The sequence below is a fragment of the Streptomyces sp. NPDC031418 genome (assembly GCF_055581605.1).
The window spans coordinates 198904-224166 of the sequence record NZ_JBVIJC010000004.1 but is presented as its reverse complement, the minus strand read 5'-3'; the positions used below and the strand labels follow the sequence as shown (position 1 = coordinate 224166).

The 25263-nt window shown below is 73.3% G+C and carries 21 protein-coding genes and 1 pseudogene; 16 read left to right on the top strand and 6 right to left on the bottom strand.

The genetic code is table 11. From position 1 onward, the window contains the following. The first annotated feature begins 33 nt into the window (after nucleotides 1–33). The gene (locus ACZ5CZ_RS07115; protein WP_468939947.1) at nucleotides 34–948 is read left to right on the top strand and encodes a HipA family kinase; all 915 of its coding nucleotides are present in this window, start codon (nucleotides 34–36) and stop codon (nucleotides 946–948) included. Nucleotides 949–1006: 58 nt separating this feature from the next. On the opposite strand, the gene aceB is transcribed toward ACZ5CZ_RS07115, so the two are convergent. Then, nucleotides 1007–2632, bottom strand: coding sequence for a malate synthase A (gene aceB, locus ACZ5CZ_RS07110; protein WP_385845982.1), 1626 nt, complete (start codon nucleotides 2630–2632; stop codon nucleotides 1007–1009). A 184-nt stretch (nucleotides 2633–2816) separates the two neighbouring features. Further along, on the bottom strand, nucleotides 2817–3431 hold the full coding sequence (locus ACZ5CZ_RS07105; protein ID WP_468939943.1) for a nucleotidyltransferase family protein: 615 nt from the start codon (nucleotides 3429–3431) through the stop codon (nucleotides 2817–2819). A gap of 156 nt (nucleotides 3432–3587) precedes the next feature. Here ACZ5CZ_RS07105 and ACZ5CZ_RS07100 point away from each other — a divergent pair, with 156 nt between their 5' ends. After that, nucleotides 3588–3875, top strand: coding sequence for a DUF5955 family protein (locus ACZ5CZ_RS07100; protein ID WP_467544296.1), 288 nt, complete (start codon nucleotides 3588–3590; stop codon nucleotides 3873–3875). A gap of 66 nt (nucleotides 3876–3941) precedes the next feature. On the opposite strand, the gene ACZ5CZ_RS07095 is transcribed toward ACZ5CZ_RS07100, so the two are convergent. Beyond that, complete coding sequence (locus ACZ5CZ_RS07095; RefSeq protein ID WP_385845979.1) at nucleotides 3942–4736, bottom strand: IclR family transcriptional regulator; 795 nt, start codon at nucleotides 4734–4736, stop codon at nucleotides 3942–3944. 274 nt (nucleotides 4737–5010) lie between these two features. Here ACZ5CZ_RS07095 and allB point away from each other — a divergent pair, with 274 nt between their 5' ends. Both allB and alc read left to right on the top strand, forming a co-directional pair. Then, nucleotides 5011–6348 carry an allantoinase AllB gene (gene allB / locus ACZ5CZ_RS07090; protein WP_385845978.1) on the top strand — a complete coding sequence of 446 codons (1338 nt, stop codon included), beginning with the start codon at nucleotides 5011–5013 and terminating at the stop codon, nucleotides 6346–6348. A gap of 53 nt (nucleotides 6349–6401) precedes the next feature. Next, on the top strand, nucleotides 6402–7517 hold the full coding sequence (gene alc / locus ACZ5CZ_RS07085) for an allantoicase (RefSeq protein ID WP_467544292.1): 1116 nt from the start codon (nucleotides 6402–6404) through the stop codon (nucleotides 7515–7517). A gap of 66 nt (nucleotides 7518–7583) precedes the next feature. Here the strand turns inward: alc and ACZ5CZ_RS07080 are convergent. Then, nucleotides 7584–8376: pseudogene (locus ACZ5CZ_RS07080) on the bottom strand (SDR family oxidoreductase). Nucleotides 8377–8472: 96 nt separating this feature from the next. Here ACZ5CZ_RS07080 and ACZ5CZ_RS07075 point away from each other — a divergent pair. The 3 genes from ACZ5CZ_RS07075 (at nucleotide 8473) to ACZ5CZ_RS07065 (ending at nucleotide 11006) form a co-directional block, all read left to right on the top strand. Beyond that, nucleotides 8473–9291, top strand: coding sequence for an AIM24 family protein (locus ACZ5CZ_RS07075; RefSeq protein WP_385845975.1), 819 nt, complete (start codon nucleotides 8473–8475; stop codon nucleotides 9289–9291). A gap of 76 nt (nucleotides 9292–9367) precedes the next feature. Then, complete coding sequence (locus ACZ5CZ_RS07070; RefSeq protein ID WP_385845974.1) at nucleotides 9368–9976, top strand: dihydrofolate reductase family protein; 609 nt, start codon at nucleotides 9368–9370, stop codon at nucleotides 9974–9976. Nucleotides 9977–10097: 121 nt separating this feature from the next. Then, nucleotides 10098–11006 carry a DMT family transporter gene (locus ACZ5CZ_RS07065; protein WP_468939937.1) on the top strand — a complete coding sequence of 303 codons (909 nt, stop codon included), beginning with the start codon at nucleotides 10098–10100 and terminating at the stop codon, nucleotides 11004–11006. Nucleotides 11007–11121: 115 nt separating this feature from the next. Here ACZ5CZ_RS07065 and ACZ5CZ_RS07060 read toward each other — a convergent pair whose 3' ends face one another. Then, on the bottom strand, nucleotides 11122–11517 hold the full coding sequence (locus ACZ5CZ_RS07060; protein WP_468939935.1) for a guanyl-specific ribonuclease: 396 nt from the start codon (nucleotides 11515–11517) through the stop codon (nucleotides 11122–11124). Between the two features lie 194 nt (nucleotides 11518–11711). On the opposite strand from ACZ5CZ_RS07060, the gene ACZ5CZ_RS07055 reads away from it, so the two are divergent. After that, on the top strand, nucleotides 11712–12896 hold the full coding sequence (locus tag ACZ5CZ_RS07055) for a cytochrome P450 family protein (protein WP_468939932.1): 1185 nt from the start codon (nucleotides 11712–11714) through the stop codon (nucleotides 12894–12896). 206 nt (nucleotides 12897–13102) lie between these two features. Here ACZ5CZ_RS07055 and ACZ5CZ_RS07050 read toward each other — a convergent pair whose 3' ends face one another. Beyond that, nucleotides 13103–14125, bottom strand: coding sequence for a Gfo/Idh/MocA family protein (locus tag ACZ5CZ_RS07050; protein WP_468939929.1), 1023 nt, complete (start codon nucleotides 14123–14125; stop codon nucleotides 13103–13105). Between the two features lie 130 nt (nucleotides 14126–14255). Here ACZ5CZ_RS07050 and ACZ5CZ_RS07045 point away from each other — a divergent pair, with 130 nt between their 5' ends. The 8 genes from ACZ5CZ_RS07045 to ACZ5CZ_RS07010 all read left to right on the top strand — a co-directional run bounded on the left by ACZ5CZ_RS07045 (nucleotide 14256) and on the right by ACZ5CZ_RS07010 (nucleotide 25235). Then, complete coding sequence (locus ACZ5CZ_RS07045; protein WP_468940173.1) at nucleotides 14256–14993, top strand: GntR family transcriptional regulator; 738 nt, start codon at nucleotides 14256–14258, stop codon at nucleotides 14991–14993. A gap of 201 nt (nucleotides 14994–15194) precedes the next feature. Beyond that, nucleotides 15195–16199: a sugar ABC transporter substrate-binding protein gene (locus ACZ5CZ_RS07040; RefSeq protein ID WP_450785826.1), complete on the top strand. Its 1005-nt coding sequence runs from the start codon at nucleotides 15195–15197 to the stop codon at nucleotides 16197–16199. Further along, complete coding sequence (locus ACZ5CZ_RS07035) at nucleotides 16196–17239, top strand: ABC transporter permease (RefSeq protein WP_468939926.1); 1044 nt, start codon at nucleotides 16196–16198, stop codon at nucleotides 17237–17239. The genes ACZ5CZ_RS07040 and ACZ5CZ_RS07035 overlap by 4 nt, the downstream gene beginning before the upstream one ends. Then, nucleotides 17236–18006, top strand: coding sequence for an ATP-binding cassette domain-containing protein (locus tag ACZ5CZ_RS07030; RefSeq protein ID WP_385845967.1), 771 nt, complete (start codon nucleotides 17236–17238; stop codon nucleotides 18004–18006). The genes ACZ5CZ_RS07035 and ACZ5CZ_RS07030 overlap by 4 nt, the downstream gene beginning before the upstream one ends. Before the next feature lie 117 nt (nucleotides 18007–18123). Then, nucleotides 18124–19269: an ROK family glucokinase gene (locus ACZ5CZ_RS07025; protein WP_385845966.1), complete on the top strand. Its 1146-nt coding sequence runs from the start codon at nucleotides 18124–18126 to the stop codon at nucleotides 19267–19269. After that, nucleotides 19266–19847, top strand: a complete 582-nt coding sequence (locus ACZ5CZ_RS07020; protein ID WP_385845965.1) for a sugar kinase — start codon at nucleotides 19266–19268, stop codon at nucleotides 19845–19847. Before ACZ5CZ_RS07025 ends, ACZ5CZ_RS07020 begins: the two co-directional genes overlap by 4 nt. A gap of 97 nt (nucleotides 19848–19944) precedes the next feature. Further along, entirely contained in the window at nucleotides 19945–22827 is a 2883-nt protein-coding gene (locus ACZ5CZ_RS07015; protein WP_468939922.1) for a DEAD/DEAH box helicase, read from the top strand. A gap of 302 nt (nucleotides 22828–23129) precedes the next feature. Further along, entirely contained in the window at nucleotides 23130–25235 is a 2106-nt protein-coding gene (locus ACZ5CZ_RS07010; RefSeq protein ID WP_468940171.1) for an SWIM zinc finger family protein, read from the top strand. Nucleotides 25236–25263: the final 28 nt, after the last annotated feature.

Here is a 25263-nt window from a genome sequence, read left to right as displayed (position 1 = left end):
CCGCCATCGACGGACTGCCGGGGGCTTGGGAAGATGCTGCGACAGGTCACTGCCACCCGCTACGTCGCACCCCTGCACTCCGGCGGCTCCGTCCCCGGAGTCGTCGAGGCCGATGATCTCGGGACGTATGTCGTCAAGTTCACCGGCTCGGCGCAGGGGCACAAGGCGCTGGTCGCGGAGGTGATCGTAGGGGAGCTGGCCCGCGCGCTCGGGCTGCGCTTTCCCGAGCTGGTGCTCGTGCACTTCGACCCGGCCGTCGCCGAGGCCGAGCCGCACCAGGAGGTGCGGGACCTGCACAGCGCGAGCGCCGGGGTCAACCTGGGCATGGACTATCTGCCGGGCGCCCGGGACCTCACCCCCGAGATCGCGCCGCACTTCCCGGTGGACCCGCTGGAGGCGGGCCGGATCGTCTGGCTGGACGCGCTGACCGTCAACGTGGACCGTACGGTGCACAGCTCCAACCTGATGGTCTGGCCCACGTTCGGCACCGCGCAGCCGCGGCTGTGGCTCATCGACCACGGCGCCGCCCTGGTCTTCCACCACCGTTGGGACACCACCACCCCGGGCAAGAGGTACGACTTCCGGCACCACGCCCTCGGGCAGTACGGCCCCGATGTGCGCGCCGCGGACGCGGAACTGGCGCCGCTGGTGACCGAGGAGCTGCTGCGCGGGATCGTCGCCGAGGTCCCGGACGCCTGGCTGGCCGAGGACGCCGGCTTCGCCGGCCCGGACGACGTGCGCGCGGCCTATGTCGACTATCTCCTCGCCCGGCTGGACCGCTCGGCGGAGTGGCTGCCCACGGACTTCCCGGGCCGGGAGCAGCTGGCGGCGGAGGAGGCGGCCCGTGCGCGGCAGACCCGGGCGGGCCGCCCCGACTGGCTCAAGCACGTCCCCGACCTGCACGGCAAGCCCGCGGCGGAGCGGGACTGGTCGGGCCACGTGGGCTGAACGCGCCCGAGCGGCCCCGGGAGGTTCCCGGAGCCGCTCGGCGAGACCGGTGCGGGTGTCAGCCCTTGAGCTGCTCGTAGGCGGGCAGGGTGAGGAAGTCGGCGTAGTCCTCGTCCAGGGAGACCTTCAGCAGCAGGTCGTGCGCCTCCTGCCAGTGGCCGGCGGCGAAGGCGGCCTCGCCGATCTCCTTGCGGATGGCGTCCAGCTCCTCGGCGGCCACCTTGCGGGCCAGCTCCGGGGTGGCCTTGTCGCCGTTCTCGAACTCGACACCCGCGTTGATCCACTGCCAGATCTGCGAGCGGGAGATCTCGGCGGTGGCCGCGTCCTCCATCAGGTTGAAGATGGCGACCGCGCCCAGACCGCGCAGCCAGGCCTCGATGTAGCGGATGCCGACCTGGACGGCGTTGACGAGACCGTGGTACGTCGGCTTCGCGTCCAGCGAGTCGATCGCGATGAGGTCGGCGGCCTCGACGTGCACGTCCTCGCGCAGCCGGTCCTTCTGGTTCGGCCGGTCCCCGAGGACCTTGTCGAAGGACTCCATGGCGATCGGGACCAGGTCGGGGTGGGCGACCCAGGAGCCGTCGAAACCGTCGTTCGCCTCGCGGTCCTTGTCGGCGCGGACCTTCTCGAAGGCGACCTTGTTGACCTCGGCGTCGCGCCGGGAGGGGATGAACGCGGCCATGCCGCCGATCGCGTGCGCGCCGCGCTTGTGGCAGGTGCGCACGAGGAGTTCGGTGTACGCCCGCATGAACGGGGCCGTCATCGTGACCGCGTTGCGGTCCGGCAGGACGAACCTGGCGCCGCCGTCCCGGAAGTTCTTCACGATGGAGAACAGGTAGTCCCAGCGGCCGGCGTTCAGCCCCGAGGCGTGGTCGCGGAGTTCGTAGAGGATCTCCTCCATCTCGTACGCGGCCGTGATGGTCTCGATCAGGACGGTGGCGCGGATGGTGCCCTGCGGGATGCCGACGTAGTCCTGCGCGAAGACGAACACGTCGTTCCAGAGGCGGGCCTCCAGGTGCGACTCCGTCTTCGGCAGGTAGAAGTACGGGCCCTTGCCGAGGTCCAGCAGCCGCTGGGCGTTGTGGAAGAAGTAGAGGCCGAAGTCGACGAAGGCGCCGGGGACGGGGCGGCCGTCGGCGTCGACCAGGTGGCGCTCGTCCAGGTGCCAGCCGCGCGGGCGCATAACGACCGTCGCCAGCTCCTCGTTCGGCCGCAGGGCGTACGACTTGCCGGTGCGCTCGTCGGTGAAGTCGATGTTCCGGGTGTAGGCGTCCGTCAGGTTGAGCTGGCCGAGGACCACGTTCTCCCAGGTGGGCGCGGAGGCGTCCTCGAAGTCGGCGAGCCAGACCTTCGCGCCCGAGTTGAGCGCGTTGATGGTCATCTTGCGGTCGGTGGGGCCGGTGATCTCGACGCGCCGGTCGTTCAGCGCGGCCGGGGCCGGGGCGACCTTCCAGGAGTCGTCCGCGCGGATCGCGGCGGTCTCCGGGAGGAAGTCGAGCGTGCAGGTGCGGGCGATCTCGGCGCGGCGCTCGGCGCGGCGGGCGAGGAGTTCGTCACGGCGCGGGGTGAACCGCCGGTGCAGCTCTGCCACGAAGGCGAGCGCCGCGTCCGTGAGGACCTCTTCCTGCCGGGGCAGAGGCTCGGCGTCGACGATGGCCAGCGGGGACGGCGCTGGTGCGGACATGAGCTGTCACTTCCTTCAGCGGTGGCACCAAGTGCCAAGAGGCACGAATAGGGCGAACAGCGCCGACTGTGCGGGCAGGCGCTTCTGAACAGTGGATAGTAGTTTCCTCATTGTGGAACTTCAATGGTTTGTTGATGTCGAGATTCTCTGAGTCGAGGGAAGGTGGCGCCCGGTGCCACCCCGCTCACTCAAGGTGGCGCAGGTCGGCCTCGGTGTCGATGTCGTACGGCTCGGCCACGTCCGCGCACTCCACCAGCCGGATCCCGCCCTCGTGCTGCTTCAGGTAGGCGCGCGCCCCGCGGTCCCCGGTGGCGGTGGCCGCGATCCCCGTCCAGTGGGCCGCGCCGAACAGCACGGGATGCCCGCGCACCCCGTCGTAGGCCGCGGAGACCAGCGATTTCTCGCCCTCGTACGCGGCCAGCACCCGGGCCACCGCCGCCGCGCCGATCCCGGGCTGGTCCACCAGGCTCACCAGCGCCGCGCCGGCCCCCGTACCGGCGAGCGAGTCCAGTCCGGCCCGCAGCGAGGAGCCCATGCCCTCGTCCCAGGCGGGGTTGTCCACCAGTACGCAGCCGGTCAGCTCGGCGCGTTCCCGGACCTCCTCGGCCCGCGCGCCCAGCACCACGTGGATGCGCCCGCAGCCGGCCGCCCGCAGGGTGCCGACCGCGTGTTCGACCAGCGGGCGCCCCCGGTGCTCCAGCAGCGCCTTGGGCCGCCCGCCGAGCCGTCGTCCGCCGCCGGCGGCGAGCACCAGCCCGGCGACGCCCTCATGCCCCTCGTGCCCCTCGATCTCCGTCATGGCTCCTGCATACCCGACGGCGGCCGCGGGGGCCTGTTCCCTTGGGCTGAATTTCGGTCCGCGCTGTGGCGCTCCCGGGCCCGGTGGCGTTTACTGACCCGCGCACGACGGCGTGGGGAGGGGAGGGCCGGGTTGCGGAGTCTTGGGCAGAGGCCGGTGACCGGCAGCGACGAGGACCCGAGAGTGGCGGAGCTGCGGACCGCGGTGTCCCGCCTGCGCCGCGAACTCGCCGCGTTACCGGCGGACTTCCCCGACCGGGCGATAGCCGAGGACGAACTGGCGGCCCTGGCGGCGATGGCCGCGGACGGCACGCCCGAGATACCGCGGCTGCGCGGCTCCCTGCTGCTGATCGCGGGGGCGATCGGCTCGGTGAGCGCGCTGGCGCGGGGGCTGCGGGAGGTCCGCGAGGCGGTGAACCTGTTCGGCCCGCCGCCGCACCGCTGACCTCTGTGCCCCCACGATGCGACAAGGCGCCGCCCGGTGCACCGGGCGGCGCCCTGCCGGACGGCCTCAGGCCCCCGAACTGGCCAGCGCCTGGGACAGTTCCCTGGCCACCTGCTGGAGCACCGGCACGATCTTGTCCGTCGCGGCCTCGGTGACCCGCCCGGCCGGCCCGGAGATGGAGATGGCGGCGGCCGTGGGGGAGTCCGGCACGGACACCGCCAGGCAGCGCACCCCGATCTCCTGCTCGTTGTCGTCGACGGCGTATCCGGCCTGCCGTACCTCGTCCAGCGCCGCCAGGAACGCCTCGGGTGTGGTGATCGTCTTCTCCGTGGCCGCGGGCATCCCGGTGCGCGCCAGCAGCGCCCGCACCTCGTCGTCCGCCACCCCGGCCAGCAGCGCCTTGCCCACCCCGGTGGAGTGCGGCAGGACCCGCCGTCCCACCTCGGTGAACATCCGCATCGAGTGCTTCGACGGCACCTGGGCCACGTAGACGATCTCGTCGCCGTCCAGCAGCGCCATGTTCGCCGTCTCGCCGGTCTCCTCGACCAGCCGCGCGAGATAGGGCCGCGCCCAGGTGCCCAGCAGCCGGGACGCCGACTCGCCGAGCCGGATCAGCCGGGGGCCGAGCGCGTACCGCCGGTTCGGCTGCTGCCGGACGTACCCGCACGCGACCAGCGTGCGCATCAGCCGGTGGATGGTGGGCAGCGGCAGGCCGCTGGTCGCGGACAGTTCGCTGAGACCCACCTCGCCGCCCGCGTCCGCCATCCGCTCGAGCAGGTCGAAGGCGCGCTCGAGGGACTGGACCCCGCCTCCGTTGGCGGACTTGGCGGCGTCGGTGGTGCTGGCGCTGGACGTCGGCACGGCGCGTTCCTTTCGGGGCTGGCGGGAGGGCAGAAGCCTACCCGGCGGCCGGTTGACTCCCCGCTTGTACGTAGCTACGTTCTGCTTGCTGGAATTCTAATTCCGCTTTGTGGAAACGTCCAGACCGTAGGCGGAATGACCGCTGCCCAGAAGTGTGCCTCTTGACGGCGACAGGGCGGGAGTGAAGACTCCTTCAACAGAACGTTGAATTCCGTTACGTGGGTGTAAATCCCGTTTTCCTGGGCGTAAAACGGCGGTACAGAGAGGGGTTCGGGTGTCCGAGGCTGAACTGGTGCTGCGCTCGACGCGCGTCATCACTCCGGAAGGGACACGGGCCGCCACGGTCACCGTGGCCGCCGGGAAGATCACGGCCGTACTGCCGTACGACGCCGAGGTCCCCGCCACGGCGCGCCTGGAGGACCTCGGCGACCAGGTGCTGCTGCCCGGCCTGGTCGACACCCATGTCCATGTGAACGACCCGGGCCGCACCGAGTGGGAGGGCTTCTGGACCGCCACCCGCGCGGCGGCGGCCGGCGGCATCACCACCCTGGTCGACATGCCGCTCAACTCCCTGCCGCCGACCACCACGGTCGAGCACCTGCGGATCAAGCAGGACGTGGCCCGGGACAAGGCGCACATCGACGTCGGCTTCTGGGGCGGCGCCCTGCCGGACAACGTCAAGGACCTGCGCCCGCTGCACGACGCCGGGGTCTTCGGCTTCAAGGCCTTCCTGTCGCCGTCCGGCGTGGACGAGTTCCCGCACCTCGACCAGGACCAGCTCGCCCAGTCCCTGGCGGAGATCGCCGGCTTCGACGGCCTGCTGATCGTGCACGCCGAGGACCCGCACCACCTGGCGGCGGCCCCGCAGCACGGCGGCCCCCGGTACGCCGACTTCCTCGCCTCCCGCCCGCGCGACGCCGAGGACACGGCCATCGCCGCCCTGATCGCGCAGGCCCGCCGGCTCCGGGCGCGTGTGCACGTGCTGCACCTGTCCTCCAGCGACGCCCTCCCGCTGATCCGCGCCGCCCGCGCGGAGGGGGTGCGGATCACCGTGGAGACCTGCCCGCACTACCTCACCCTCACCGCCGAGGAAGTCCCCGACGGGGCCAGCGAGTTCAAGTGCTGCCCGCCGATCCGCGAGGCCGCCAACCAGGACCTGCTCTGGGAGGCCCTCGCCGACGGCACCATCGACTGCGTGGTCACCGACCACTCGCCCTCCACCGCCGACCTGAAGACCGCCGACTTCGCCACCGCCTGGGGCGGGATCTCCGGCCTCCAGCTGAGCCTGTCCGCCGTGTGGACCGCGGCCCGGGAGCGCGGGTACGGCCTGGAGGACGTCGTCCGCTGGATGTCCACGCGGACGGCCGCCCTCGTCGGCCTGGACGCCAAGGGCGCCATCGAGGCCGGCCGGGACGCCGACTTCGCCGTCCTCGCCCCCGACGAGACCTTCACCGTCGACCCGGCCGGCCTCCAGCACCGCAACCGGGTCACCGCCTACGCCGGCAAGACCCTGTACGGCGTCGTGAAGTCCACCTGGCTGCGCGGCGAACGCATCGTCGTGGACGGCGAGTTCACCGAGCCGAAGGGCACCCTGCTCGCCCGGCCCCAGTAAGCCACCCCCGCATCCGCAACCGGCCGACTCCCCGAAAGGACCCCCTGATCACCGTGACGGCGATACCAAGCTTCACCGGCGACGCGAACCCCTACGGAGGCGGCGACCCGTACGCGGACTACCGCACCGCCGACTTCCCCTTCACCCAGTACGTCAACCTCGCCGACCGGCAGCTCGGCGCCGGTGTCATCGCCGCCAACGACGAGTTCTTCGCCCAGCGGGAGAACCTGCTGGTCCCCGAGCCGGCCGAGTTCGACCCCGAGCACTTCGGCCACAAGGGCAAGATCATGGACGGCTGGGAGACCCGCCGCCGCCGCGGCGTCTCCGCCGAGCACCCGTGGCCGACCGCCGAGGACCACGACTGGGCGCTGGTCCGGCTCGGCGCGCCGGGCGTCGTCCGCGGGATCGTCGTCGACACCGCCCACTTCCGCGGCAACTACCCGCAGGCGGTCTCCGTCGAGGGCGCGTCCGTACCGGGCTCGCCGTCCCCGGAGGAGCTGCTCGGCGACGACGTGAAGTGGACGACCCTCGTCCCGCGCACCGCGGTCGGCGGCCACGCGGCGAACGGCTTCGCCGTCTCCGTCGAGCAGAGCTTCACCCACCTGCGCGTCAACCAGCACCCCGACGGCGGCATCGCCCGGCTGCGGGTGTACGGCGAGGTCGTGCCGGACCCGCGGTGGCTGGCGGCGCTCGGCACCTTCGACGTGGTCGCGCTGGAGAACGGCGGCCGGGTCGAGGACGCCTCCAACCTCTTCTACTCCCCGGCCACCAACACCATCCAGCCGGGCCGCTCCCGCAAGATGGACGACGGCTGGGAGACCCGCCGCCGCCGGGACCAGGGCAACGACTGGATCCGCTACCAGCTGGTGGCGCAGTCCCAGATCCGCGCGGTCGAGATCGACACCGCCTACCTCAAGGGCAACAGCGCCGGCTGGGCGTCGGTGTCCGTACGGGACGGCGAGGACGGCGACTGGACCGAGATCCTGCCGCGCACCCGCCTCCAGCCCGACACCAACCACCGGTTCGTCCTCGCGGCCCCGGCCGTCGGCACGCACGCGCGGATCGACATCTTCCCCGACGGCGGCATCTCCCGCCTGCGGCTGTTCGGCTCCCTGACCGAGGACGGCGCCGCCCGGCTGACCGCCCGTCACCAGGAGCTGGGCGGCTGACCCGCCCCCACACGCGCGCGTGGGGCGCACCCGGCCTGGACAGCACCGGTGCGCCCCACGTGTGCCTCAGGCGGCGTGACCGCCGTCGACGGAGAACTCCGCGCCCGTCACATAGGCGGCCTCCGGGCCCGCCAGGTAGGCCACCATCGACGCCACCTCGTCGGCCGTGCCGAAGCGCCCCAGGGCGGTCAGCTCCCGCTGCCCGTCGGCGTACGGCCCGTCCGCCGGGTTCATGTCCGTGTCGACCGGCCCCGGACGGACCAGGTTCGCCGTGATCCCGCGCCCGCCCAACTCCCGAGCCAGGCCCCTGTTCAGCCCGGTCAGCGCCGCCTTGCTCATCGCGTACAGCGTCACACCCGGCCCCTGAACCCGCTGGGTCACACAGCTGCCGATCGTGACGATCCGGCCGCCGGACGGCATCCGCGCCGCCGCGGCCTGCGCGGTCAGGAACACACCGCGCACGTTCACCGCGAGGACCCGGTCGACGTCCGCCGGGGTGAGCGTCTCCAGCGGGCCCAGCAGCCCCACGCCCGCGTTGTTCACCAGCACGTCGAGCCGGCCGTACTCCGCGGCCGCGCGCTCCACCGCGCCCGCCGCCTGCCCGGGGTCCGCCGCGTCGGCGCGCAGCGCCACCGCCCCGCGCCCCAGCGCCCGCACGGCCCGGACCACGTCCGCGGCCGCCCGTTCGTCCCGCACATACGTCACCGCCACGTCCGCGCCCGCGCGCGAGCCGCAGCGCGACCGCCGCGCCGATGCCCCGGCTGCCGCCGGTCACCAGCGCCACCCTGCCGTGCAGCGCGGCCCCCGCGCCCCGCCCCGTCTCGCGGCCTGCTTCCCGCTCTGCTTCTTCTGCTGTCATGCCCCCATCCCAGCCGCCCCGCCGCCGCTGGCGGCGAACGGACACCGACCTGGCCGGGCGCGGAACTCTCCGCCCCGCCTCCCGCGTTCTCCCCGTGTGACCCTTCAGCAAGAGATCGTCGGCAACGCCATGCAGATGGCGGTCGTCAACCTGCACCCCGGCCAGACCGTGTACTGCGAGGCCGGAAAGTTCCTGTTCAAGACCACGAACGTGACCATGGAGACGCGTCTGTCCAGCCCGTCCGGCAACGGCGGGCAGCAGGCACAGGGCGGCTCGGGCGGCGGCATGGGCGGCCTGCTCCGCCAGGCCATGGGCACCGCGATGCAGGTCGGTCAGCGCATGCTGGCCGGCGAGTCGCTCGCCTTCCAGTACTTCACCGCCCAGGGCGGCCAGGGCACGGTCGGCTTCGCGGGCGTGCTGCCCGGCGAGATGCGCGCCCTGGAACTCGACGGCCACCGCGCCTGGTTCGCCGAGAAGGACGCCTTCGTGGCCGCCGAGTCCAGCGTGGAGTTCGGCATCGCCTTCGCCGGCGGCCGCACCGGCATGAGCGGCGGCGAGGGCTTCATCCTGGAGAAGTTCACCGGGCACGGCACGGTGATCATCGCCGGCGCGGGCAACTTCATCGACCTGAACCCGGCGGACTTCGGCGGCCGCATCGAGGTCGACACCGGCTGTGTGGTCGCCTTCGAGGAGGGCATCCAGTACGGCGTCCAGCGCGTCGGCGGCCTCAACCGCCAGGGAATCATGAACGCCGTCTTCGGCGGCGAGGGCCTGTCCCTGGCCACCCTGGAGGGCAACGGCCGGGTGATCCTCCAGTCGATGACCATCGAGAGCCTCGCCAACGCCCTGAAGAAGGCCCAGGGCGGCGACAAGCAGGGCCCGACCGGCGGACTCTTCTCGACTCACGCGGGCTGAACCGATGAGTTGCGGGTGCGCGCGGGGTCTGAGCTGATGACAGCACAGACCCCGCACCCGGAAGAAGGCACCCGTCATGGGCAAGCTCGTCTCCACCCTCTTCGTCACCCTCGACGGCGTCTACCAGGCCCCCGGTGGCCCGCAGGAGGACACCAGCGGCGGCTTCACCCACGGCGGCTGGAGCTTCCCGTTCGGTGACGAGGACTTCGGCCGCTTCGTCACCGAGTCCTTCGACCGCGCCGGCGCCTTCCTGCTGGGCCGCCGTACGTACGACATCTTCGCCTCCTACTGGCCGAAGATGACCGACCCGACCGACCCGATCGCCTCCCGGCTCAACGGACTTCCGAAGTACGTCGTCTCCAGCACCCTCCAGGCACCCGGCTGGTCCGGCACCACCGTCGTCTCCGGCGACCTCGCCAAGGAGGTCCAGTCCCTCAAGGAGCGCACCGACGGCGAGCTCCAGGTCCACGGCAGCGGCGCCCTGGTCCGGTCCCTGCTGGACCTCCGGCTCGTGGACACCCTGCACCTGATGACCTTCCCGGTCGTCCTCGGCACCGGCCGCCGCGCGTTCCCGGAGGGCACGGTCCCCACCCGCTTCCGGCGCACCGGCGGCCGCATCACCGGTACCGGCGTCTCCATCCAGTCGTACGACGTGGCGGGCGAGCCCGAGTACGGCTCCTTCTGAGCAGCGAGGGGCCGCGGAAATACCAGGGGCGGGCGGCGCTCTCCCGCCAGTAGCATGATCGCGCCCTGTGCGAGCCGACGGCGTCTTTGCACTCCGTGCCTCACACCGGGAGAGCCGCCGCATGTCCACCACGACCGCCGTACCGGGCGCCGTCCTCGCGCCGCGCCGTACCTGGCAGACCGACCTGCCCCTGCTGCTCGTCGCGGTCTGCTGGGGCGCCAGCTACCTCGCGGCGAAGGACATCACCACCGCCCGTACCGTCCTCGCCGTCCTGGTGCTGCGGTTCGCGCTCGCGGTGCCGGTCCTCGCCGTCGCCGGCGGCCGCGCCCTGCGTGCCCTCACCGGCGCCCAGTGGCGCGGAGCGGCCCTGCTCGGGCTGGTGCTGAGCGGCATCTTCCTGCTGGAGACCTACGGGGTGGTGCACACCTCGGCCACCAACGCGGGCCTGGTCATCAGCCTCACCATGATCTTCACCCCGCTCGCCGAGGCCGCCGTCACCCGTACCCGGCCCACCCCGGCCTTCCTCGGCGCGGCCGCCCTGTCGGTGCTCGGCGTGGTGCTGCTCACCCAGGGCGCCGGTTTCACCCGGCCGAGCACCGGCGACCTGCTGATGCTGCTGGCCGCCCTCGCGCGCACGCTGCACGTCCTCGCGATGTCCCGGCTGAAGGCGGTGCGGGGCGCCGCCGCGCTGCCGCTCACCACGGTGCAGCTGGGCACCGCCGTCCTCGTCTTCGCCCTGCTCACGACCGTCGGCGGCGGCCCGGCGCCGTGGACCGCGGCGGCGGACCTCGGCCCGGGTCAGTGGGCCGGGCTGCTCTTCCTGTCCGTCCTGTGCACGCTGTTCGCCTTCTTCGTCCAGATGTGGGCCGTACGCCGTACCTCGCCCTCCCGGGTCAGCCTGCTGCTCGGCACCGAGCCGCTGTGGGCCGCCGCGGCCGGCATCGCGCTGGGCGGCGACCGGCCCGGCCTGCTCGGCCTGACCGGGGGCGCCCTGGTGCTGCTGGGGACGGCGTGGGGGCGCCGCGCGTGACCAGCACCTCCTGAACCACTGGCCCGGTGCGTCCGGCGGCCGGCCACCCGGCCGCGCACGGCCGAAGGCCCGGCGAGAGATCGCCGGGCCTTGGGGTGCGGTGCGGGCCGCTGGGTCAGCAGCCGAAGTCGACCAGGTTGAACGTGGCGTAGTGGTCGGAGGTGTAGTAGTCCTCCTGGTACTCCTCACCGGTGACGATGCGGCGGGCGCCGCGGGTGGGGGAGCCCGGGGTGATGACCGTGTACTCGTGGTAGTAGCCGTACGACTCGCTGGGCAGGACGCCTTCCTTGTTGGAGAAGACGGTGCCGTCCTGGGAGTACGGGAAGGGGCCGCCCTGGTCGATCAGGTCCAGGGTGTCGTGGGCCTGCGAGGGCAGGGCGCTGTAGCAGATGCTGCCCACGGACGAGGTGGCGGCGTCCGCCGTGGTGGCGGAGACGGTGCCGCCCACGAGAAGGGCGGACAGGAGCGCGGCTGCGGCGCCGATACGCGAAGCGCGTGGGGGGAATCTCATGCCCTCATGATGACGCGCGTAGACGTTGGCATGTCAACGACAAAGTTGAAAAGTTTCCTTCCAAGTCACATGCGTTTCCCGGAAGTTAACCCGAGCTGCGGTGGCGGGCACCGAAGCGGCGTGCCGTACGTTGTCGGTGCACGGGGTGCTTGTCGTGGCCTCGGGGGACCTCAACGGGAGGATGGAACACAAGCATGGAACCAGTCGTCGACCTGGGGGAGTTCGGGGACACCCTGCTCAGCGACCCGCACACGGTGTACGCGCAGTTGCGTGAGCGGGGCCCGGTCCACCGGGTGCGGCCGCCGGGCGCGGAAGAGGGCTACACGGCCTGGCTCGTGGTCGGTTACGAGGAGGCCCGCGCCGCGCTCGCCGACCCCCGCCTGGGCAAGGACCCCAGCAAGATCGGCGTGACCATCGTCGACACGGACATGGTCGGCCGGCACATGCTCATCACCGACCCGCCGCAGCACACCCGGCTGCGCTCGCTGGTCTCGCGCGCGTTCACCGCGCGCCGGATCGAGCAACTGCGCCCGCGCATCCAGCGCATCACCGACGACCTGCTGGACGAGATGCTCCCGGCCGGCCGCGGCGACCTCATCGGCTCCCTGGCCTACCCGCTGCCCATCACCGTCATCTGCGAACTGCTCGGCGTGCCCGAGATCGACCGCGAGGAGTTCCGCAAGCTCTCGACGGAGACGGTCGCGCCGACCAGCCCGGAGAGCGAGCAGGCGGCCATCGCGCGCCTCGGCGAGTTCCTCACCGGCCTGATCGAGGACAAGAGCGCCGGCGGTCCCTCCGACGACCTGCTCGGCGATCTCATCCGCACCACCGCCGAGGACGGCGACCGGCTCTCCGCCTCGGAACTGCGCGGCATGGCCTTCCTGTTGCTGATCGCCGGCCACGAGACCACCGTCAACCTCATCGGTAACGGCGTCCTGGCCCTGCTCAGCCACCCCGACCAACTCGCCGCCCTGCGCGCCGACATGAGCCTGCTGGACGGCGCGATCGAGGAGATGCTGCGCTACGAAGGCCCGGTCCACACCGCAACCTTCCGGTTCGCGGCCGAGCCCCTGGAGATCGGCGGCATCCCCATCGGCCGGCACGACCACGTGATGATCGGCCTCACCGCCGCCCAGCGCGACGGCGCCCGGTTCGCCGAGCCGGACCGCTTCGACATCCGCCGCGACAGCCGCGGCCACCTCGCCTTCGGCCATGGCATCCACTTCTGCCTGGGCGCACCGCTGGCCCGACTGGAGGGCCGGATCGCGATCGGCAGCCTCCTGGAGCGCGCCCCCGGCCTGGCCCTGGACGGCGCGCCGGGCGAGTGGCTGCCGGGCCTGCTGATGCGGGGGGTGCGCAGCCTGCCGGTGCGCTGGTGAGCGGGGCCGGGCGGGCGGTCGTACCACGGCCGCGCCCGGGTCCGGCAGCTCCCTGAGCGGGGTCGGCCGTATGCCCGGCTGCGCCCGGTCCGGGATCTCCGTGCGCGGGGTCGGTCGTACGACGGTTGTGCCCGGGTCCGGGATTTCCGTGCGCGGGGTCGGTCGTATGCCCGGCCGCGCCCGGTGGGAGATCTCCGTGGGCGGGATCAGCCGTACGACGGCCGCGGACGGTCCGGGATCTCCGTGAGCGGCACCGGGCGACCTTCCCGCCGGGAGACCTCGCAGGCCTCGGCGATCCGCAGCGCCTGCAAGGCCTCCCGGCCGTCGCACGGGTTGGGCCGCTCGCCGCGCACCACATCGACGAACGCGTTCAGCTCGGCCTCGTAGGCGTGCCCGAACCGCTCCAGGAAGCCGGTCCACGGCTTGTCCGCGGGCGGCGGCCCGGTCGGCTCGGTGGAGGCGAGCGGCGTACGGTCGTCCAGCCCGACCACGACCGTGTCCCGCTCCCCGGCCAGCTCCATGCGGACGTCGTAGCCGGCGCCGTTCAGCCGGGTCGCCGTCGCCGTGGCCAGGGTGCCGTCGTCCAGCGTGAGCAGCGCCGCGCCGGTGGCGACGTCGCCGGTGTCCCGGAACAGCGGCAGGCCGCCGTCCGAGCCGGTGGCGTACACCTCGGTCACCTCGCGGCCGGTCACCCACCGCAGCACATCGGCGTCCTGGATCAGCGTGTCCCGGAACAGCCCGCCGGACACCGCCAGCCACTCGGCGGGCGGCGGGGCCTGGTCGCAGCTCATGACCCGGACCGTGTGCAGCCGGCCGAGCCGGCCGTCGCGCACGGCCTCGCGCGCCCCGGTGTACCCGGCGTCGAACCGCCGCTGGAAGCCCATCTGAAGGACCGTCCCGGCCGCCTCCACCTCGGCCAGCGCCTGCAAGGTGCCCGGCAGGTCCAGCGCGATGGGCTTCTCGCAGAAGACCGGCAGCCCGGAGCGGGCCGCCCGGCCGATCAGCTCGGCGTGGGCCGCCGTCGCCGTGGTGATCACCACCGCGTCCACGCCCCACCGGTAGATCTCGTCCACCCCCGGCGCCGCGGTCTCGCCCAGCCGGTGCGCCAGCGCTTGCGCCCGCACCGGATCCGCGTCCGTGAGGATCAGGGACCCGACCTCGCGGTGACGGCTGAGCGTCCTGGCGTGGAGGGTGCCGATGCGGCCCGTACCGATGACCCCGATGCGCATGGAAACAAAGTGAGGGCGAACCCCGTACCCTGTCAATGCAAATGTCCGGACAATCGGACTTCACAACTTCCCGTCAACCATGCACGGGGTTACGCTCGGCCCCGTGCCGAAACCAGATGTGGACCCGACCGTGTCGCTCGACCTCCGCGTGGACCGAAGCTCCCCGGTGCCCCTGTACTTCCAGCTGTCCCAGCAGCTGGAGGCCGCCATCGAGCACGGCAGCCTCACCCCGGGCAGCCTGCTGGGCAACGAGATCGAGCTGGCCGCCCGGCTCGGCCTGTCCCGGCCGACCGTCCGCCAGGCCATCCAGTCGCTCGTCGACAAGGGACTCCTCGTGCGCCGCCGGGGCGTGGGCACACAGGTCGTGCACAGCCAGGTCAAGCGCCCGCTGGAGCTGAGCAGCCTCTACGACGACCTGGAGGCGGCCGGCCAGCGCCCCGCGACCAAGGTGCTGGTCAACACCGTCGTCCCGGCCTCCGCCACGGTCGCCGCTGCCCTCGCCGTCGCCGAGGGCAGCGATGTGCACCGCATCGAGCGGCTGCGCCTCGCGCACGGCGAACCCATGGCCTACCTGGTCAACCATCTCCCGCCCGGGCTGCTCGACCTGGACACCGGCCAGCTGGAGGCCACCGGCCTGTACCGGCTGATGCGCTCGGCGGGCATCACCCTGCACAGCGCCCGCCAGTCCATCGGCGCCCGCGGCGCCACCGCCGCCGAGGCCGAGCGGCTCACCGAACCCGAGGGCGCCCCGCTGCTCACCATGCAGCGCACCACCTTCGACGACACCGGACGCGCGGTCGAGTTCGGCGACCACATCTACCGCCCGGCGCGCTACTCCTTCGAGTTCCAGCTGCTCGTCCGCCCTTGACGACCGCCCCGGCCTTCGTCCCAATGTCCGGACAATGTGACCGGTGAGGGCCGACCCGGTCGTGTCATGGGTGTTCCCTGTGTTCGATACTGAAGTGTTTGGGGCTGGTGAGGTCGCCGCCGGAGTGTGCCGACGGTGAGATCGCCCGCCCCTCACGCACGTCGGAGCAGAACAAGAGCACAGGAAGAAGGGCACGGCCTCGTGGCACGGTTTCGGACCTGGGTAGGCATAGCGCTGGCGGGGGCACTCTCCGTGTCCCTGGCCGGGTGCAGCAGCACCGGCGGCAAGCGGGCGGAGGACGCCCGCAAGGCGGCCGCGGCCCAGGGGCGGGCGGCGGTGAACACCCCCCGCTGGACCTTCGCGATGATCACGCACTCGGGAGACGGCGACACCTTCTGGGACATCGTGCAGAGCGGCGCCAAGCAGGCCGCCGTCAAGGACAACATCAACTTCCTGTACTCGCACGACGACGACGCCCAGCAGCAGGCCCAGCTCGTCGACGCGGCGGTCGACAAGAAGGTCGACGGCATCATCCTCACCCTCGCCAAGCCGGACGCCATGAAGGCCGCCGTCGCCCGCGCCGAGAAGGCCGGCATCCCGGTGATCACGGTCAACTCCGGCTCCGAGGAGTCCAAGGCCTTCGGCGCGCTCGTCCACATCGGCCAGGACGAGACCGTGGCCGGCGAGGCCGTCGGTGACGAGCTGAACCGGCGTGGCCGCAAGAAGGCCCTGTGCGTACTGCACGAGCAGGGCAACGTCGGCCACGAGCAGCGCTGCGACGGCGTCGCCAAGACCTTCCACGGCACCCTGCAGAAGCTCTACGTCAACGGCACCAACATGCCCGACGTCCAGTCCGCCGTCGAGGCCAAGCTCCAGGCCGACAAGGACATCGACTCCGTCGTCACGCTCGGCGCGCCCTACGCGGACACCGCCGTGAAGGCCAAGGGCGACGCCGGCAGCAAGGCCGAGATCGACACCTTCGACCTCAACGCCAAGGTCGCGGCGGGACTCCAGGACGGCACCCTCGGCTTCGCCGTCGACCAGCAGCCGTACCTCCAGGGCTACGAGGCGGTCGACCTGCTGTGGGCCTACAAGTACAACGGCGACGTCCTGGGCGGCGGCAAGCCGGTGCTGACCGGCCCGCAGATCATCACCAAGGACCAGGCCGCCACGCTGGCGAAGTACACCGAGCGGGGCACCCGATGAGCGCGGCCACCGACGACAAGATCCTGGACGAACGGCTGCTGCGCACCTCCGTGCCGCGCCGGCTGCTCTCCCGCCCGGAGCTGGGCTCGGTGGTCGGCGCCCTCGCGGTCTTCGTCTTCTTCGCCTGCGCCGCCGACGGCTTCCTGCGCGCCGCCAGCCTCAGCACGGTCCTGTACGCCTCCTCCACCATCGGGATCATGGCCGTACCCGTGGCCCTGCTGATGATCGGCGGTGAGTTCGACCTGTCGGCGGGCGTCCTGGTGACGTCGTCCGCGCTGGTCTCCTCGATGTTCAGCTACCAGATGACGGCCAACACCTGGGTCGGCGTCGGCGTCTCCCTCCTGGTCACCCTCGCCATCGGCGCCTTCAACGGCTTCATGCTCAGCCGCACCAAGCTGCCCAGCTTCATCATCACGCTGGGCACCTTCCTGATGCTGACCGGCATGAACCTCGGCTTCACCAAGCTGATCGACGGCACGGTCTCCACCAAGACCATCGCCGACATGGAGGGCTTCTCCAGCGCCCACGCCGTCTTCGCCTCGACGCTCACCATCGGCGGCGTCGACATCAAGGTCACCATCCTGTGGTGGCTGGGCCTGGTCGCCCTCGGCTCCTGGATCCTGCTGCGCACCCGCGCCGGCAACTGGATCTTCGCCGTCGGCGGCAACGAGGACGCGGCCCGCGCGGTCGGCGTCCCCGTCGCCCGCACCAAGACCGGCCTCTACATGGGCGTCGCGTTCGGCGCCTGGATCTCCGGCCAGCACCTGCTCTTCTCCTTCGACGCCGTCCAGTCCGGCGAGGGCGTCGGCAACGAGCTGATCTACATCATCGCGGCCGTCATCGGCGGCTGCCTGATCACCGGCGGCTACGGCAGCGCGGTCGGCTCCGCCGTGGGCGCCCTGCTCTTCGGCATGACGAGCAAGGGCATCGTCTTCGCCGAGTGGAACCCCGACTGGTTCAAGTTCTTCCTCGGAGCGATGCTGCTCCTCGCGACCCTGCTGAACGTCTGGGTCCGCAAGCGCGCGGAGGCGAGCAAGTGACACTCGTGGAGCTGACCGACGTCAGCAAGCACTACGGCACCGTCCGCGCCCTGGAAGGCGTCTCCCTGGAGGTCCACGCGGGCGAGATCACCTGCGTCCTGGGCGACAACGGCGCGGGCAAGTCGACCCTGATCAAGATGATCGCGGGCCTGCACCGGCACGACGGCGGCACCCTGCGCATCGAGGGCGAGGAGACCCACCTCGGCTCCCCGCGCGAGGCCCTGGACCGCGGCATCGCCACGGTCTACCAGGACCTCGCCGTGGTCCCCCTGATGCCGGTCTGGCGGAACTTCTTCCTCGGCTCCGAGCCGCGCAAGGGCACCGGCCCCTTCAAGCGCCTGGACACCGACCTGATGCGCCGCACCACGCGCGAGGCACTGCTCCGCATGGGCATCGACCTGCGCGACGTCGACCAGCCCATCGGCACCCTCTCCGGCGGCGAGCGCCAGTGCGTGGCGATCGCCCGGGCCGTCCACTTCGGCGCGAAGGTCCTCGTCCTGGACGAGCCGACGGCGGCCCTGGGCGTCAAGCAGTCCGGTGTGGTCCTCAAATATGTGGCCGCAGCACGCGACGAAGGCCTGGGTGTTGTCTTGATCACCCACAACCCGCACCACGCATACCTGGTGGGGGACCGGTTCGTGCTGCTGCGCAGGGGCACGATGGTGGGCAATTACACACGGGACGAGATCACGCTCGACGAGCTGACGAAGCAGATGGCCGGCGGAGCCGACCTGGACGCTCTGGTCCATGAACTCCAGCGCGGTTGAGGGGCGCAGGGGGCCGGACGGGCCACCACGGCGCACCCCGCGCCCGGCGACGCTCCCGCGCCCCCGCCTCCTACCCGCGCGGCACCCCACGCGCGCGTGCGGCACAATCGACAAGCGATGAGCACCTACCGCGACCTCACCGCCCCCATCGGCTCCCGCCGGGCCCCCGTGCTCCGCACGGTCGGCACCAGGGAACGCCGCTCCCACCTGACCGCACCCCGGGTGCCGACGGTCGGCATCGACATCGGCGGCACCAAGGTCATGGCGGGCGTCGTGGACGCCGACGGCAACATCCTGGAGAAGCTCCGCACGGAGACCCCGGACAAGTCCAAGAGCCCCAAGGTCGTCGAGGACACCATCGTCGAACTGGTCCTCGACCTGTCCGACCGGCACGACGTGCACGCGGTGGGCATCGGCGCCGCCGGCTGGGTCGACGCCGACCGCAACCGCGTCCTGTTCGCCCCGCACCTGTCCTGGCGCAACGAACCCCTCCGCGACCGCCTCAGCGGCCGGCTCTCCGTGCCGGTCCTCGTGGACAACGACGCCAACACGGCCGCCTGGGCGGAGTGGCGCTTCGGCGCCGGCCGCGGCGAGGACCACCTCGTCATGATCACCCTCGGCACCGGCATCGGCGGCGCCATCCTGGAGGACGGCCAGGTCAAGCGGGGCAAGTACGGCGTCGCCGGGGAGTTCGGCCATATGCAGGTCGTGCCCGGCGGCCACCGCTGCCCGTGCGGCAACCGCGGCTGCTGGGAGCAGTACAGCTCCGGCAACGCCCTCGTCCGCGAGGCCAGGGAGCTGGCCGCCGCCGACTCCCCGGTCGCCTACGGGATCATCGAGCACGTCAAGGGCAACATCGGCGACATCACCGGCCCGATCATCACCGAGCTGGCCCGCGAGGGCGACGCGATGTGCGTGGAGCTGCTCCAGGACATCGGCCAGTGGCTCGGCGTCGGCATCGCCAACCTCGCCGCCGCGCTCGACCCGTCCTGCTTCGTCATCGGCGGCGGCGTCTCGGCCGCCGACGACCTGCTCATCGGCCCCGCCCGGGACGCCTTCAAGCGCCATCTCACCGGCCGCGGCTACCGCCCCGAGGCCCGGATCACCCGCGCCCAGCTCGGCCCCGAGGCCGGCATGGTGGGCGCCGCCGACCTGGCCCGGCTGGTCGCCCGCCGGTTCCGCCGCGCCAAGCGGCGCCGGGTGGAGCGGTACGAGCGCTACGAGCGGTACACCCAGGGCCGCCGCGACCGGGACATGGCATGATCGCGTCCCTGCCCCGCCAGGCCGCCCCGCCGGACGAACCGCACCGCCCCGTCGAGAACCCGGGCCGGCGGATCCGGCGCCGCGCGCTCACCCTGCTGATCATCATGCTGCTGATCGGCGTGCCCGCCCGCTACCTGGTGATCTCCGCCAACCTCAGCCGGGACAGCGGCAAGGACAAGCAGGCCAAGTACACGGCGACGGGCCTGACCCCGGGCATGCCCGCGAAGGTGCAGCGCCGCCTCTACCAGGTGGCCGTCCCCTACCCCGCCGACGACGTGGCCTCCTACGAGACCAACAACTGGAAGACCAGCCGCCTCTATGTGGAGTTCCGCACCAACCCGGCCGGCCTGGACGTCTTCCTGGAGTCCATGGGCGTCCGCCGCGACCAGCTGAAGAAGGGCGACATCGCCATCAGCGACCGCGACCAGAAGGTCAGCGGCTGGACCTTCGCCGACACCGGCACCTGGTGGGGCCTCACCCACACCCAGAAGAACCCGGCGCCCACCCAGGACGTCGTCGTGAACCTGGCCGACCCGGAGTACCCGACGGTCTACGTCGTCTCCCGCACCGTGCCGTGACCGCCGGCCCGGCCGGGTGCCCGGGGCCGGTTGTCAGACCCCGCCCGTAGAGTCGAAGACATCTGATCCGGCACACGGGCGGGAGGTGGCAGAACGTATGAGCACAGGCACGGCCGCGGCGGCGGCGCGCACGGGAGAGGCCCGGCGGACCGGGCACCCGGTCCCGGTGCGCCTCGCCTCCGTCTACCTGCCCGCGCCCCTCCCGCGCGAGGGCCGCGTCGCCTTCTGGGACCCCGCCGGCGACCCCCTGCCCGAGGGCGGTACCGAGGGCGCGGGCCCCGGGCCGGCCACCGCCGTACGGTACGAGGAGCTGACCGTCGTACGACGTCAGGGCGCCACCGTGCGCCGCCGGCAGGTGCCCGCGCTGACCCTGCCGCTCCCCGACGCCCTGCCCCTGCTCGTCGGCGCCCGGCGCGACCCGGCCGCCCACCCGGCCACCGCCTGCTGGGGCGCCGCCACGCTGCACGCCCTGCGGCTGGTCGCCCGCGGCCGGCTGCTGCCCGGCCTCACCCCGAGCGGCCACGACGCCTGGCGGGCCGGCCCGCTCGACCCCGCCGACCTCGCCCACCTGCGCGCCATCGCCGCGGCCCTGCCCCCCGAGGGCCACGCCGTGCCCCTGCCCGGTCCCGGCCCGCTGCGGCTGCCCGAGCCGGAGGCCCTGCTCCGCGCCTTCCTGGACGCGGTGGCCGACACCCTGCCCCGCACCCCGGCCGCCCCCCACACCGCCGGCCGGCCCTTCGCCGCCCGCGAGCCCCAGCCGCTGCCGCACGCGCACGCGTGGGCCGCCGAGGTCGCCGCCGGCATGGACGCGGGCGTCCGCGTCTCCCTGCGCCTGGACCTGTCCGCGTACGACGTCTTCGACACCGGGGCGGAGGACGGAGTACGGCACGCGGGCGCGGCGATCGTGCAGGTGCACAGCCTCGCCGACCCCACCCTGGTGGCCGACGCGGCGGCCCTGTGGGCGGGCGAGGCCGACACCGCCTTCGGCCCCCGGGCCCGGGTGGACGCGGCCCTCGCCGTGCGGCGCGCGGCCCGGGTCTGGCCGCCGCTGGAGCGGCTCGCCGAGCAGGACGTGCCCGATGTCCTCGCCCTGTCCCAGGAGGAGGTGGGCGACCTGCTCGGGGCGGCGGCCGGCCGGCTGGCCGCCGCCGGGGTCGCCGTGCACTGGCCCCGGGACCTCGCCCGCGACCTGACCGCGGCCGCGGTGGTCCGCCCGGCACCCGGCTCCGCCACCGACGGCACCGGCTTCTTCGAGAGCGAGGAACTGCTCCAGTTCCGCTGGCAGCTCGCCCTCGGCGGCGACCCGCTCAGCGAGACCGAGATGGACACGCTCGCCGAGGCCCACCGGCCCGTCGTCCGCCTGCGGGACCGCTGGGTGCTCGTGGACCCCGCCCTCGCGCGCAAGGCCCGGCAACGCGAACTGGGCCTGCTCGACCCCGTCGACGCCCTGTCCGTCGCGCTCACCGGCACCGCCGAGGTCGACGGCGAGACGGTCGAGGCTGTCCCCGTCGGCGCCCTCGCCGCCCTCCGCGACCGCCTCACCGCCGGACTGCGCCCCGCCGTCCCGCCGCCCGGCCTCGACGCCACCCTCCGCGACTACCAGCTGCGCGGCCTGGCCTGGCTCGACCTGATGACCTCCCTCGGCCTCGGCGGCTGCCTCGCCGACGACATGGGCCTCGGCAAGACCGTCACCCTCATCGCCCTGCACCTCACCCGGGCCCCCACCGAGCCCACCCTGGTCGTCTGCCCGGCGTCCCTGCTCGGCAACTGGCAGCGCGAGATCACCCGGTTCGCGCCCGGCGTCCCCGTGCGCCGCTTCCACGGCCCGGACCGCACCCTGGACGGCCTCGACGGCGGCTTCGTCCTCACCACCTACGGCACCATGCGCTCCACCGCCGACCGACTGGCCGCACAGCCCTGGGGCATGATCGTCGCCGACGAGGCGCAGCACGTGAAGAACCCCTACTCGGCCACCGCCAAGGCGCTGCGCACCATCCCGGCACCCGCGCGCGTGGCACTGACCGGCACTCCCGTGGAGAACAACCTCTCCGAACTGTGGGCCCTGCTCGACTGGACCACCCCCGGACTGCTCGGCCCGCTCCAGTCCTTCCGCGCCCGGCACGCCCGCGCGGTGGAGACCGGCGAGGACCCGGAGGCGGTCGAGCGCCTCGCCCGCCTGGTCCGCCCCTTCCTGCTGCGCCGCAAGAAGTCCGACCCCGGCATCGTGCCCGAGCTGCCGCCCAAGACCGAGACGGACCACCCGGTCCCGCTCACCCGCGAACAGGCGGCTCTCTACGAGGCGGTGGTGCGCGAGTCGATGCTCGCCATCGAGACCGCCGAGGGCATCGCCCGCCGCGGGCTGGTCCTGAAGCTGCTCGGCGCGCTGAAGCAGATCTGCGACCACCCCGCGCTCTACCTCAAGGAGGAGGCCCCGGCCGGGCGCCTGGTCCACCGCTCCGGCAAACTCGCCCTGCTGGACGAGCTGCTGGACACGGTGCTCTCCGAGGACGGCTCGGCGCTCGTCTTCACCCAGTACGTCGGCATGGCCCGCCTCATCACCGCCCATCTGTCCGCCCGCGCGGTCCCCGTCGACCTGCTGCACGGCGGCACACCGGTGCCGGAGCGCGAGCGCATGGTCGACCGCTTCCAGAACGGCGAGACCCCGGTCCTGGTGCTGTCCCTGAAGGCGGCCGGCACCGGGCTGAACCTCACCCGGGCCGGCCATGTCATCCACTTCGACCGCTGGTGGAACCCGGCCGTGGAGGAACAGGCCACCGACCGCGCCTACCGCATCGGACAGACCCAGCCCGTCCAGGTCCACCGCCTGGTCACCGAGGGCACGGTCGAGGACCGCATCGCCGAGATGCTCGCCGCCAAGCGCGCCCTGGCCGACGCCGTCCTCGGCTCCGGCGAGGCGGCCCTCACCGAACTGACCGACCGCGAGCTGTCCGACCTCGTCTCGCTGCGGAGGACGTCATGACGGGCACGGGCATGGGCACGGGCACCGGCGGCGAACCCACCCGGCCCCGCCCCGCCGACGCCGCCCGCGAGGCGCTCCGGGCGGCCCGCCGGAAGGCGGCCTCCGCCGCACCGGAGCAGCCGGCGCAGGACCCGGCCCCGGCCGACACCGCAGCGGCCCCCGGCCCCGCCGCCCAGCCCAGCCGACCCGCCGCCCAGCCCAGCCGACCCGCCGACGCGGCACGAGCGGCCCTCCGAGCGGCGGGGGAGACCCCGGCGCGGGCGGCGGGGGGCCCGGCAGCGCTGGCAGAGGTTGCGGCATCGGTGACGGGGGGTCTTGCGCCGCGGGCGGACGCGCGTGTCCGAAGCGCGGAAGCATCGGCGGCGGATCCATCGGTTCCGGCGGCGGATGGTTCGGTCGCGTCGGTGGATGCTGCTGTTTCGGCGGCGGATGGTTCGGTCGCGTCGGTGGATGCTGCTGTTTCGGCGGCGGATGGTTCGGTCGCGTCGGCGGATGCTTCCGTCCCGTCGGCGGACGCGTCCGCCCCGTCGCCGTACGCCTACGTTCCGGCGGCCGATGTCGCTGCCCCGGCGACCGAGGAAGGCCGCGGCGAGGCCACACCGCCGGCACCGCGCTCGGGCGCCGATGCCGATGCCGATGCCGCTGCCGTGGCCGGACGCTCCGATGCCGCCCGGTCCGGCGCGCCGTCCGCTGCCCTGGCGTCGGCCGGGCGGTCCGCTGGGGCCACGTCGAGCGGGCAGCCTGCGCAGACTGGGCGGCCCGGGGATGTCGCTCGGGAGGCGCTGCGTGCCGCGCGGCGGGAGGCGGCGCTGGCCGAGGCGACGGAGCCCCGGCGGCGCGGTCGTACACCCGCGCGTCCCGGTGTCGACGCACCGCGCAGCGCGCCCGTGTCCGGGCCGGACTCCGGTACCGCCCGGGTCAAGGCCGCCCAGGAGATGCGGCAGTACCTCGCGACCGCCTTCCGCATGCCCGCCTGGGCCGAGACCCCCGACGAGACCTCCGACGAGACGACGGGCACGGAGCCGGCGACGGACCACGGCGACACCCGCACGCCATCCGACAACGGCACCGACACCGCCACCGACCCCGCCACCGGACCCACCGGCGAGACCGACCCCACTCCCGCCGTACCACCCACCATGGCCAGCCCTCGTCGCGACACCGAACTGCGCCGTACCTTCCCGGCGTTTCCGCCGCGCGCGGCCGGGGCGGAGGAGCGGCCGTTCGCCGCGACCTGGTGGGGGCGTGCCTGGACCACCGCGCTGGAGCGGGGCGCGCTGGACCCCAAGCGGATCGCCCGCGGACGCGGTTACGCCGACCAGGGCCTGGTGGACGCGATCACCGTGACACCCGGACTGGTCCTCGCGTACGTCCGCGGGAGCCGGCCCCGCCCCTACCGGGTGCAGCTGCGGATCCGCACCCTGGAGGACGCGGACTGGGCGCGGTTCCTGGACACGGCCGCCGACCGGCCGGGGCACATCGCGGCGCTCCTCGACAAGGAGCTGCCCCAGTCCCTCGCCGACTGCGGGGTGCCGCTGCTGCCCGGCCCCGGCGACATCGCCCCGCGGTGCAGCTGCCCCGACTCGGGTCACCCCTGCAAGCACGCGGCGGCGCTGTGCTACCAGACCGCGCGGCTGCTCGACGCCGACCCGTTCGTCCTGCTCCTGCTGCGCGGCCGCGGCGAGCAGGAGCTGCTCGACGCGCTCTCCCGGCGCAGCGCCGCCCGCGCGGCCCGCGCCGCCCAGGAACGGCAGCCGCGGCCGCTGCCCGGCGTACGGGCGTCGGAGGCCCTGGCCGCGCGTGAACTCCCGCCGCTGCCATCGCCGTTGCCGCTGCCGCCGCACCCCGAGCAGCCCCCGGTGTATCCGGCGGCGCCCGGCGGCCCGGACCCCCTGGCGCTGGACCAGCTGGCCACCGACGCCGCCGCCCGCGCCCATGCCCTGCTCGCCACCGGATGCGACCCGGTCGGCGGACTGACCCTGTGGCAGGACGCGGTGCGGCTCGCCGCCGCCCGCCCCGGCTCCGGCCTGACCGCCGCCACCCGCACGCTGTACGCCACCCTGGCCACCGCGGTCGGCCGCACCCCGGCCGACCTCGCGCGGGCGGTCGCCGCGTGGCGGCAGGGCGGCATCGAGGGGCTGGCCGTGCTGGAGGAGCCCTGGGACCCGCCGGCCGGCCGCTTCGACCGGGCCCGCCCGCTGCTGCTTGCCGCCGACTTCCCGGCGTTCCGCCCGTGGCGCAACCGCCTCACGCATCCGCGCGGCCGGCTCCAGCTCAGACTCGGCCGCGACGGCCTCTGGTACGCCTACGAGTCGGAACCGGGCCAGGACGACTGGTGGCCCCGCGGCACCCCCGACCCCGACCCGGTCGGCGCCCTGACCGGCCTCGGCACCCCGGACGACCTCTGACCTCGCCGCTCAGCCGCTCGCCGCTTGC

Coding starts and splice junctions, on each gene's coding strand:
- ACZ5CZ_RS07115 (WP_468939947.1), top strand. CDS start 34: ATGCTGCGACAGGTCACTGCCACCCGCTACGTCGCACCCCTGCACTCC.
- aceB (WP_385845982.1), bottom strand. CDS start 2,632: ATGTCCGCACCAGCGCCGTCCCCGCTGGCCATCGTCGACGCCGAGCCT.
- ACZ5CZ_RS07105 (WP_468939943.1), bottom strand. CDS start 3,431: ATGACGGAGATCGAGGGGCACGAGGGGCATGAGGGCGTCGCCGGGCTG.
- ACZ5CZ_RS07070 (WP_385845974.1), top strand. CDS start 9,368: ATGGGCAAGCTCGTCTCCACCCTCTTCGTCACCCTCGACGGCGTCTAC.
- ACZ5CZ_RS07065 (WP_468939937.1), top strand. CDS start 10,098: ATGTCCACCACGACCGCCGTACCGGGCGCCGTCCTCGCGCCGCGCCGT.
- ACZ5CZ_RS07060 (WP_468939935.1), bottom strand. CDS start 11,517: ATGAGATTCCCCCCACGCGCTTCGCGTATCGGCGCCGCAGCCGCGCTC.
- ACZ5CZ_RS07055 (WP_468939932.1), top strand. CDS start 11,712: ATGGAACCAGTCGTCGACCTGGGGGAGTTCGGGGACACCCTGCTCAGC.
- ACZ5CZ_RS07050 (WP_468939929.1), bottom strand. CDS start 14,125: ATGCGCATCGGGGTCATCGGTACGGGCCGCATCGGCACCCTCCACGCC.
- ACZ5CZ_RS07035 (WP_468939926.1), top strand. CDS start 16,196: ATGAGCGCGGCCACCGACGACAAGATCCTGGACGAACGGCTGCTGCGC.
- ACZ5CZ_RS07025 (WP_385845966.1), top strand. CDS start 18,124: ATGAGCACCTACCGCGACCTCACCGCCCCCATCGGCTCCCGCCGGGCC.
- ACZ5CZ_RS07020 (WP_385845965.1), top strand. CDS start 19,266: ATGATCGCGTCCCTGCCCCGCCAGGCCGCCCCGCCGGACGAACCGCAC.
- ACZ5CZ_RS07015 (WP_468939922.1), top strand. CDS start 19,945: ATGAGCACAGGCACGGCCGCGGCGGCGGCGCGCACGGGAGAGGCCCGG.